Source organism: Psychrobacter sp. Pi2-52, from assembly GCF_904846705.1.
Classification (GTDB): Bacteria; Pseudomonadota; Gammaproteobacteria; order Pseudomonadales; family Moraxellaceae; genus Psychrobacter.
In genome coordinates, this window is the sequence record NZ_CAJHBS010000038.1 from 1 (window position 1) to 10,712 (window position 10,712).

Below are 10,712 nucleotides of genomic sequence, written 5' to 3' on the forward strand. Positions count from 1 at the left end.
GAATCAACTATGAGTGAGTCTATCAATGCTATACATGAAACTATAAAAGAGGAAGAGCATAGCATATTAGAGTTGTCAGAAAAGGTACACAAAGTAATTTTAAACTCTTTCCGAAAAGGATTAACAGAATCTAAGGTGGTAGAGTACTCTAAAGATAATAAAGATATCAGAGAGAATTTATTAGATTTAGGTTACGATAAAAAAAGGCTTTTTAGTGGAAATATTGATTATCAAGTGATAAAAGAATATTGTGAGAAATATGGCATCAAGCTTTCACCATATAAACCAGACAACGAACCTTTATTATGGGACTCTGAAGTTATAAGGTCTATCAAACAAAAACGTAATGCATTGGCACATGGATCGGAGTCATTTTCGTACTGTGGTCAAAATATGCCTGTCGATATAATGAATAGTAATTTGCAAAGTGTAGAAGCAGTTCTTATGGGGGTTTTTAATGGATTAAATAAATTTTTAACCTGTCAAAAATATTTACGAACCCCTCAGCAGACTTAGTCCAACTACCTCACCCAAACGAACAGGCACAGCATTACCAATCATTTTCCCAACGGATTTAATCATAAGAACGCCTTTATAAAACTGATAATCTTCAGGAAAGGTCTGAAAAATTGCTGCTTCACGTAAGGATATAGCCCGATGCTGTGATGGATGACCAAAGCGTCCATTACCAAACCCGAAACACTGAGTTGTCATTGTTGGTGCAGGCTTATCCCATTCCATACGTCCATATACTCCACCATAAGACTTTCCTGATTCTTTGCTATGACATTTAGCAATCAAACCTTCTGGCCAGTCTTTCCAAGTCCCACCCGGCTTTGATGCTTTAATACGCCTCATATTAAGATCATTCAATTTTGAGCAAATATGCAGCTGATCTTCCTTATTTTGTTCCCCAGAGCTTAAGCGTGGTAAGTCTTCGATCACATCTCTAACAGTTACAGCTTCATCATGTGTCGGTGATATCAGTGCAATGTCACTAGAAATAAGACTGGCTAATAGCACATGGCGCTTACGTGTTTGTGGTATGCCATACTTTACGCAATCTACTCTACTAGCTGATACCGTATAGCCTAACTCTTCAAGCTTAGCAACGAAGTCATGATAAACTTTGTGCTTAGTTACATCTGGTACGTTTTCCATTGTAACAAGCTCAGGTTTTACCTCTTCAATTAACCTCATAAAATGATAAAGAAGTGGCCACTTTTTATCTAAAGTAGTGTCTTTTCCCTGATTATAGGTTGAAAAAGGCTGACAAGGGGCACAACCAGCAAGTAGACGTACTACGCCTTTAGAGTACCAATCGTTAATCTCTTGAGCAGTAACATCAGCCACGTCTTTATGCACAAAGGTAGCGTTATTATTATGTTCATAGCCATGACGACAGTCAGACTCAATATCATAGCCTGCTTTAACGCTAATTCCAGACTTTATAAGTCCTGCGGTCAGTCCACCTATACCACAAAACAAATCTACTGCTTCTATATTCATAGCTAATATTCCTCTAAGTCAGAATGATACACTAACTTGCCTTAAAACTCGAGCAGCTATATATAATATTTTTTTTATGAGCATACCCTAGCGGAACCATCTATTTCACCCTTCAAGCCTATTAACAGACTACTTATAACAGACTGGTATAATGGAACCACTTATAAAAGACTATTTTAGGTGTTTATGTTTATCAGAGCGTATCTACGAGCGTCTACCAAAGAACAAGATGCTAAGCGTGCCAAAAGCGAACTCATAGCATTTGCCAACGATCATGGACACAAAATTGCCGCATTCTATATCGAAAATGAATCAGGAGCTATTTTGGTGCGGCCAAAGCTTATGCAGCTGATTGAAGATGCTCATAAGGGCGATGTGATCTTAGTTGAGCAAATTGATCGCTTGGCACGTTTGAACCAAGCTGATTGGGATACTCTCAAAAGAATGCTATCTATCGTATCAAAAGAGCTGCCTACCTCATATATGGCGCTTCAGTCTGAAAGCAGCACTGAATTTATGAGCAGTGTATTGCAGGCCATTAACTCAATGATGCTGGATATGCTCGCAGCCATTGCTAGAAAAGATTATGAGGATCGCCGTAACCGTCAGATGCAAGGTATTGCTCGTGCTAAGGCAGAAGGTAAATATTCTGGACGTAGGAAAGATACCGTTAAGCGTCAGATTATTGCAAGCCTGTTAAAGGCTGGTCACAGCTATTCTGAAATACAGGGTATGGCCAAGTGTTCGCGGCAGCTGATCGCTGATATCGTTAAAGACAATAAGAGGCTGATAGATCAAGATGTAAAAGCAAGCGTTAAGTGAGCATAGGCACACTATAAAATATTTCGATGTCTCATCACTAAATAATTTACATCTAGTTTGCCTAGTCATTGTATTAGTGCCATAGTTGTTCACTGAACGTTCTGGACAGCCATACTGGATAGCCACTAAAAACGTACTTGAACACTAGGTAAACAATGAATATATCGGTGACAAAAGCAGCAAAAGAATGGGGTGTCTCAAGAACCACTATTTATCAGAAAGTCAATGATGGCGAGCTTTCTAGAACCGCCGACAAGAAAATTGACACTGCGGAAATGCTTCGTGTATTTGGTGAACCTGTTTCCAAAAAACGTACTGAACACTCACTGAACACTTTTGATAATACGCACTCTAACAGTCAAGCTGTACTGTCCAATACAGTATTTGAACACCAATTAGAGCTAGAGAAATTAAAGAATGAGTACCTACAGCAACAAGTCAGCGAACAAAAACAGTTGATAGAGAATTACCAGCAACAGATCATTCAGCTAAATAGGACGTTGGAGAAAGCCAATGCCAGTATTCACGATTTTGCGCAAGTGAGACTGCTTGAGTTCAAAAAATCTGAATCTAATGATGAAGTACAGGCCGAACAAGATCAGTATGAGCCACCGCCTCCTACAACGGACAAAAAGAAAAAATGGTGGAGGTTCTAGAAGCTCATGAGAATACCTTAAACTTTGTATAACTGTCTTTTAGTCTGAAGGCATAATGACACGGAAACCTAGTACACTTTCATTGAGTCAGTACCCATCTACCCTCATTATAGTCAATCGCTCTACTATAAAAACCCACCTTGCCAAATTCCATTAATACCCTACCGTACCTCGGTACGATGATTTCGTCTGTCTCAACCGTCTGACTAGAATAGTAAGATCCCCAAGACTTTAGGAAATGACGACCCATTAAAGCATCACAGTAGGTACAAGAATTAGCAATGTAGCTGCCATTTACCGTTTTGCTGTATCGGCTTCTCAATGGCGCGAAATTATAATGCTGAGCAAAGCTATCATTGATAAGCTCTATCGTCTTGCTATCACATTCATCAACTTCTTGGCTGATACTGCTATAGCTATTCTCAATACCATAAAGCGTATTTTTAAACCTAGCTTTCACAACGGTATTGGTCACTCTCTTGCAAGACCAACACTGCATTCTGACGATATCTAGCGTGAGTTTGGAAGTATCGCTATATGTTCGGTGAAACTGTATTTTGCTTGATACGAGTTTCTCGACAAAATCATTCAGCTCTAACTCGGTTTGCTCTAGCGGATCGGGGTTTAATCGCTCCTTTGACGCGGCTTTACAGACGTTATAGACCTTATAGGTACTGTCAGACTCTTTTTGATTTCTGTAGATCGAGAATACCGGCACACATTTTGTTCTGTGCAAAAAATCACCGACTATAGCGTCCCTGTCTTTCACTGAGCCACTTCTAAGTAGCCATGCACACCTGACACCTGAGTCCTTATAAACTTGCTGTCTGCGCTTTGTTTCAACGAAGCTTTGACGACTCCACTGAACCTCAATGGCAATCTTAAACTTGTCCTTTTCAGCGTATATATCGGCTATCCATACATCGCCTTGACTAGATACCCCTCGTTTTTCAACCTCAACACTCCAGCCACATTCAAATAATTTTTTGCTGACTAAATATTTGATATGAATATGCTCAGGAGTCTCGCCACCCTTAGAGCAATCATTGGTTTTAGGCTTGACCTTATGAGCAAAAAACTGTGTACCAAGCTTGCTTGTTTTTAAAATCGCTCGACTGCCGCAGCAGGTCATTTTAAAGGTAGAATCCTTATCTTCTTTGAGTGCGATCCAGTCCGCTAAGCCATACTCAAAGCTATAAATTGTCTTATCGTTTTTCACACAAGAGAACGCCACGTTTATCCCTCAACTGATCAATTTGAGCCAATCCCTGACTGAGTTTTTATAGCATTACTTCTTAATTTTTTGAACCCAACCTCTAATAGTGTCGCCTTCATAATCTCTCGCTCTAGCAAGCTCTACTGTCAGACGATTAATAAATTTGAGCTTCGTTGCTAGCTCATCTTCTTCATCAAAATCCTGAGCATATTTTTCTATTTTTTCTCGCGCCACGCCTTCAGAAATACACATATTCACCATCAGGTTTACTTCAGTCTCAAGATAAGAATTTGAGTTTTTTATTTTAAGTTTTAAATCTGCAATCTCTGCTTCTTTGGATTTTAGCTCATCGTTTCTCGCAAGTGCTATCAAATTTTCATAGCGATTTTGAGCATCTTTATAAATATCACTGATGTCAGACATTAGACCATTCATGAGCAGTGTCTCTACATAATCGGTCATCGTTGTTGGTGCATTTTCTTTCAAATGACGGTACAAATCAGGCGCAATCCTGACATTGAGTTTTTTACGATTTAACATAGCTTTTAAAATCCATTTGTGACACACGTTAGACCCCTAAAACAAAGGGATAAAAGCACAATATATCATATTTGTACCACACGCGTAACGACTCATGTGGTACAAGCAAGGCTTTACGCTGTAAGGTTTTGCGCGTTTGCAACCAGTTGCATGGTGTGTGTACTTATATTCTGCCGTCGGCACGACAGGCTTTTTGGCCAGTTTTGCTTAACTTGCCAAATGCGTTCATCAAAATTATTTTGCTGCGGATTTTGTGGTTTTTTTTGGGCTGCTTGGATGTTCTAGGCGGTAGTTTTTTGGTGAAATGAGAATTTGAGAGATCAAATTAGATCGGGTGAAACGTCAGATTTTATTTTGCTGATCTTGTCAGCTGCTCTATAAAAATTGGAAGCCTAGCCGTGATCATAATTTTTCTGACTTGAAGGAATATTCCTAAGCTGCTGCTTAGGAACTTTTGATTAATTCTTGATGCTACAGATAACGATACTGATCACTTGTGTTCCATTTGGTCAGTAATAGCGTTCACACTGTCACTAAGAAAAAGTCGTCTTATGAACTGCGACCAACTAAACCTTATCCAAAAATACCCCATTTTTGACGGCGGTAGCCTATCCTGCAATCCTAAAAATATCCTCTACCACCTCCATTTTTCTATTTAGGTTCAACTTACTAGCCTCATTAACATGATTTTTAAAACTGATACGTTCATTTGGTTTCATATGCGTTCAAATAGATTCATTAGCGTTCAAAATCTCTTTTCAAAAGGCTGCAATACGTTCAAATAGTTTCAAATACATTCATTTTGTTTCATTGGTGTTCAAAGGTACTATAGGAGCTACCAATGATGATCAATCAACCATGCAGGGAATATTATGGCAAAAAGTAAGCTGACGAAAAATGCTATCCGCTTCATTATCCAAAAGCGAGAGGATTGGTATGTTAACTACACTTTTGACGACATTGCTAAGTTATTAAAACAAGAGTTTGATATCAACATCACTGAACAAGGGGTTAGTAAGAGTTATCGTAAGCACAAAGATGATAAGTATTTTCAAAGTGGGCAGCTTGTAGCTAATAACGGTGATACTGAGGTTATGTCAAAAAAAGAGAAGTATGAACGTAGGGTTAGATCGCGTCGTACAGATAACTCTGTGCCTGAACCTTATTTAGACAATAATGACCAGCGTGATTTTGATGAGAGTGCAGGTAAAAATTATGATGTGAACGAATTTTTCTTGAAGTAGATTTTATTAAATAAAAAACAAAAAAAGGTTTTTAATGTTTTTAAAGCTTTTAAAAGCTTTTAAGTCCTCCGTAAGCATTGGTATGAGAGGGTTTCACTGCCAATAAGGTGACGTTTACCTACCAATAAGGTGACGTTTACCTACCAATAAGGTGACGTTTACCTACCAATAAGGTGACGTTTACCTACCTTTTAGTGACTTATATATATTTGTCACTATTGTGACAATAGACTTTTTGTGTCACTATAATCATATTGATAATAACTAACACAGTAAGTCACTGATGTTAGGTTTACGGGGCGTGAACCGAGGTGAGCTATGTGCAACCATAGAGAAAATAAAATGGGTTTAGTAGTCAAAACCAATCGGCTTAACACGGTAATACAAAGTCTATCTTTAGCTGAAATACGTTTAATACAAGTTGGCATTATTGATAGCAGAGATAAAAATCAGGGCTTAAGTTCTGATAAGCCTCTACGTATCGAATCTTCACGCTATGCAGAAGCGTTTGGTGTAACTCGGCAAACAGCTTACGAAGTCATGCTAAGCGCTGAAAAAACATTATTTGAACGACAATTTAGCTTTATTGATGAATACAATGATAAGGTGAAAACACGCTGGATTAGTCAGGCGAAATATATTAAAGGTAAAGGCGCAATTGAGATAATATTTACTCCTGCTGTTGTTAAGGAAATAACACGTATTGACGGTAAAGAAGACTTCTTTACTCAGTATCTACTGCGTCAAACTGCAACATTAAATAGCGTCTACTCAGTGCGTTTATATGAATTGATAGCGCAGTGGCGATCAGCTAAAAATACGCCAGTATTTGAGCTTGAAATATTTAGAGGCCAATTAGGTTTAGGTGTTACTGACTATAAAAAAATGAATGACTTTAAAAAACGAGTGTTAGATTTAGCAGTCAACGAAATTAATGATAAAACTGACTTAAAAGTTGAATATGAGAACGTAAAAGAAGGACGTAAAATTATTGGATTTAAATTTACTGTCCATGAGAAGCCAAAACCTAAGAGCAAACCAGCCGCTGATGCACGTAATGCTGATAATGGAGATATGTTCACCGTTGATGGGCTAAGCGATAAGCAGCTTGGGCGTATTGCGCGTAATCCGCAGTTTATAGCAGATTACAACCACATGGTTAGCTCTACGAGCGCCGCTGGTCAAGATGAAAAGGCGTGGGAGTTTGAGATGATCAACCGCCTGAAAAAAGACGCTTCACAATTCATTAAGAGACCTATTCATGAGTATTTAGCTTATTAAAGATCGTAGATCGCTCATTTTGTTAATATAGGTAATTGATTTTATAGCCAGCTTTTCCCTCCCAATAAGAGATTTATAGTATGCAAGTAAGACCATTTGATAGAAGCGAGCATGTATATCATAGTGAGGAATTTGTAGAGCTAGTAAAAGATGCTATACGGTTTTTCAACGGTACTCCTGTTCATAAGATTCCATTAACAGAAAGGTTTACTGGTGCAGGTGTTTACGCAATATATTACACGGGAAATAATGCAATTTATGCCCCTTATGCTCAAGCTAACAGACTAGAATATAAAAACCCGATTTATGTAGGAAAAGCTGTACCAAAAGGCTGGAGACAGTCTCGCACATCACATGATTCTAAAGTACTCTCTACCGAGTTGTATTCGAGAATACGTGAACACTCCAGAAATATAGAAAAAGTTGATAGTTTAGATATTCGTGATTTTTCATGTCGGTTCGTTATTTTTGAGGCTGAGGGTTCGGATATGATAGGAACTATAGAGGCCGCTTTAATCAAGTTGAATCAACCATTATGGAATTCTGCGTTAGATGGCTTTGGAAACCATACGCCTGGTAAGGGTAGGTTTAATCAAGCTAAATCAGATTGGGATGTCATTCATCCTGGTAGGGAATGGGCTGATAAATGCTTGGGAACGCCACGCAGTGAAGCCGTTATTTTAGAAAGAGTTATGAAACATCTGTCTATTATGGGGAACTAATGAAGTCTCTTGAGATATTTTCTGGTGCTGGAGGTTTGGCAAAAGGTTTAGAGGAATCAGGGTTTGATAACTTGGCTCTAGTTGAGTTTAATAAAGATGCCTGTAAAACACTCAGAGCTAACTTTAACTCTAGAAACGTACATGAACTGGATATAAGAAGTTTTGATTTTACGCCTTTTAAAGGAGTGGATCTAATTGCTGGTGGTCCACCTTGTCAGCCGTTCTCCTTAGGTGGAAGTCATAAGGCTTTTAATGATGAAAGAGATATGTTCCCATATGCTATCAAGGCAATTGACGAACTAAAACCAAAGGCTTTTGTATTTGAAAACGTTAAAGGTATACTTCGTCCAAGTTTTTCAGAATATTTTGATTACATTCTTTTGAGATTAAAATATCCTTCGTCTAAACCTCAGACTGGATTAGATTGGTCTGAACACCTCTATAATCTCAGAATTTTTCAAAAAAACAATCCTATACCAGAGTATGAGGTAAGTTTTAAGCTAATAAACACTGCTAATTACGGCATACCTCAGACTCGTGAGAGGGTGATAATAGTTGGCCTTCGAGCTGATATTGAAAATGTTTGGAAATTTCCAAAAGAAGAGTTTAACTTGGACAGGCTGCTTTGGGAGCAGTTTGTATCGATGGAATACTGGGAGCGTCATCATATAGATTCGCCTCTCAAATACTCACATAGTCCGACATTTCTTAAAAGAGCTGAGAAGATACGTAATAAATACGGCTTAATACCACCTTCTGGTAAGCCTTGGCGAACAATGAGAGATGTTTTGGGGTATTTGCCTGATCCAAAATCCAAGCATGGTATTGAGGATCATAATTTTCGTAACGGAGCTAGAAGCTATCCAGGGCATACAGGGAGTATGTTTGACCTTCCATCGAAAACTATAAAAGCAGGGGCGCATGGTGTACCAGGAGGAGAGAATATGATTCGATATGCAGACGATAGTATTAGATATCTAACTGTGCATGAAGCGAAACTTATACAGGAGTTTCCTAGTGACTTTGTTTTCTCTGGTGCATGGGGAGAATCAATGCGCCAAATTGGAAATGCCGTACCAGTTACTTTAGGTAGGAAAATAGGTAATCAGCTAGCTAATATTTTGAGTTTAGAGAAAAATAAATTAGATTTTGAAAATGATTTGAAGGCTAGTATCAATCACTGCAAGCATTTGGTCTAATTCGAATATTTTTAACAGGGGTGTTTATTGTGACCTATCAAAACGAGCTTTTTAATAAGCTAAACTTTGCAGAAGTTGAAAAAGAAATTAAAAGCAATCAAAAGCAATTTGATTTTGATATTAGAGAGTACCCGATTGAAATTATTGCCATGAAATTTAATCCCTCACAACAAGACCCTGAAATATTTATACCGGATTATCAGAGAGAGTTTGTCTGGAGCGAGAAGCAAAAATCTTTATTCATTGAGTCCTTGCTTATAGGCTTGCCTATTCCTTATTTATTTGTTGCTGATATTGATGAAAGTGAAGACCCTTATACCGAAGGTAACGTGGAGGTCATCGATGGCGCACAGCGAGTTCAAACAATTTATGCCTATCTAAATAATCAGCTAACTTTAACTGGAATGGAACGTCTTAAAATTCTAGAAGATAGTAAATTTTCTGACTTGCCACCTGTTAGACAAAGGCGTTTTAATCGTAGCACTATTAGAATGATTGAACTAAAAAATGTTGATGAGGATGCCAGACGTTTGATGTTTGATCGTTTAAATAGTGGCGGTACTAAACTTACTGATATGGAAAAATGGATAGGAACAAAAGACAGCGATTTTATAACATTTATTCGAGAACTTGCACTTAACGAACAGTTCATTAATATGACACCAATGCCAGTTTCTAAAGAAAGAAGACGTGAAAGAACAGAATATGTTCTGAGGTTTTTTGCATACAGAGATAGGTACTTAAATTTTGGCAAGAGAAGTGACGGTACAAGAGACAATAGCGTGCTCGGCTTCTTGGATGATTATATCAATGATATGGATCAGGACTTCAATGAAGATAAGAAAAATGAGCTACAAACTCAGTTTACAGAGACACTGAACTTTGTTGAAAACCACTTCTCAAATGGATTTAGGAAATCTGCTACCTCAAAAGCTGTATCAAGAATTCGTTTTGAAGCAATGTCTGTTGGTTCTAGCTTAGCTATGGCTGAAAACTCTGAAGTATTACCTACCGATACTTATTGGGCTTATGAAGATCCTGATTTTTTAGCAATGATACGTTCAGACGCTAGTAATTCAAGACCAAAAATCAAGAAACGCATAGAGTTTGTGAAAAATAAGCTTTTAGGGTGTGAGGTGAACTTAGAAGATGAGGCATTAACTGATGCAAATTGATAATATAAATCTGCAATTTGCTTATGAGAACTTTCAAGAACGGTTACAAGAAGTCCAAAAATATGTTGATTTTGTAAAATATCTAGCAGATATATCTCATCCAAGCGTAATCAATGAAACTTTAATTCCTTGGAGTGAGTCTCCTAGAGATATACCACCTCAAAACCATGAATTTGAGGTGTTTATTAGTCCTAATTCACGCTATGAAATAAACAGAGATCTACAAAAAACTTTGAGAGCTTCGACTTATCTTTTATTATATAACCTCATGGAATCAACTATGAGTGAGTCTATCAATGCTATACATGAAACTATAAAAGAGGAAGAGCATAGCATATTAGAGTTGTC

The 10,712-nt window shown here is 37.8% G+C and carries 12 protein-coding genes; 9 read left to right on the forward strand and 3 right to left on the reverse strand.

Annotated features, from left to right (window positions below):
- Positions 1-516: MAE_28990/MAE_18760 family HEPN-like nuclease (locus tag JMY00_RS13160; protein WP_201580487.1), on the forward strand; the 516-nt coding region annotated here is incomplete at its 5' end.
- On the opposite strand, the gene JMY00_RS13165 is transcribed toward JMY00_RS13160, so the two are convergent.
- Complete coding sequence (locus tag JMY00_RS13165) at positions 493-1,509, reverse strand: DNA cytosine methyltransferase (protein ID WP_201580488.1); 1,017 nt, start codon at positions 1,507-1,509, stop codon at positions 493-495. The genes JMY00_RS13160 and JMY00_RS13165 overlap by 24 nt on opposite strands.
- Before the next feature lie 186 nt (positions 1,510-1,695).
- Between JMY00_RS13165 and JMY00_RS13170 the strand changes: the two genes are divergently transcribed.
- A complete protein-coding gene (locus JMY00_RS13170; protein ID WP_201580489.1) occupies positions 1,696-2,331 on the forward strand; it encodes a recombinase family protein in 636 nt (211 codons plus the stop codon).
- Positions 2,332-2,486: 155 nt separating this feature from the next.
- On the forward strand, positions 2,487-2,987 hold the full coding sequence (locus JMY00_RS13175) for a hypothetical protein (RefSeq protein WP_201580490.1): 501 nt from the start codon (positions 2,487-2,489) through the stop codon (positions 2,985-2,987).
- Positions 2,988-3,066: 79 nt separating this feature from the next.
- Here the strand turns inward: JMY00_RS13175 and JMY00_RS13180 are convergent, their stop codons facing one another.
- Both JMY00_RS13180 and JMY00_RS13185 read right to left on the reverse strand, forming a co-directional pair.
- Positions 3,067-4,221 (reverse strand): competence protein CoiA family protein, encoded by a 1,155-nt coding sequence (locus JMY00_RS13180; RefSeq protein ID WP_201580491.1) that lies wholly within the window; start codon positions 4,219-4,221, stop codon positions 3,067-3,069.
- 54 nt (positions 4,222-4,275) lie between these two features.
- Complete coding sequence (locus JMY00_RS13185) at positions 4,276-4,743, reverse strand: hypothetical protein (protein ID WP_201580492.1); 468 nt, start codon at positions 4,741-4,743, stop codon at positions 4,276-4,278.
- Positions 4,744-5,615: 872 nt separating this feature from the next.
- Here JMY00_RS13185 and JMY00_RS13190 point away from each other — a divergent pair.
- The 6 genes from JMY00_RS13190 to JMY00_RS13215 all read left to right on the forward strand — a co-directional run.
- Positions 5,616-5,987, forward strand: coding sequence for a hypothetical protein (locus tag JMY00_RS13190; RefSeq protein ID WP_201580493.1), 372 nt, complete (start codon positions 5,616-5,618; stop codon positions 5,985-5,987).
- Between the two features lie 342 nt (positions 5,988-6,329).
- On the forward strand, positions 6,330-7,268 hold the full coding sequence (gene repM / locus JMY00_RS13195; protein WP_201580494.1) for a replication initiation protein RepM: 939 nt from the start codon (positions 6,330-6,332) through the stop codon (positions 7,266-7,268).
- Positions 7,269-7,348: 80 nt separating this feature from the next.
- A complete protein-coding gene (locus tag JMY00_RS13200; protein WP_201580495.1) occupies positions 7,349-7,990 on the forward strand; it encodes an Eco29kI family restriction endonuclease in 642 nt (213 codons plus the stop codon).
- Complete coding sequence (gene dcm, locus JMY00_RS13205) at positions 7,990-9,189, forward strand: DNA (cytosine-5-)-methyltransferase (RefSeq protein WP_201580496.1); 1,200 nt, start codon at positions 7,990-7,992, stop codon at positions 9,187-9,189. Before JMY00_RS13200 ends, dcm begins: the two co-directional genes overlap by 1 nt.
- 29 nt (positions 9,190-9,218) lie before the next feature.
- Positions 9,219-10,364 (forward strand): DUF262 domain-containing protein, encoded by a 1,146-nt coding sequence (locus tag JMY00_RS13210; RefSeq protein ID WP_240990764.1) that lies wholly within the window; start codon positions 9,219-9,221, stop codon positions 10,362-10,364.
- Positions 10,354-10,712 (forward strand): MAE_28990/MAE_18760 family HEPN-like nuclease (locus JMY00_RS13215; protein ID WP_240990765.1); only part of this gene is annotated, 359 nt, incomplete at its 3' end. The genes JMY00_RS13210 and JMY00_RS13215, both read left to right, overlap by 11 nt.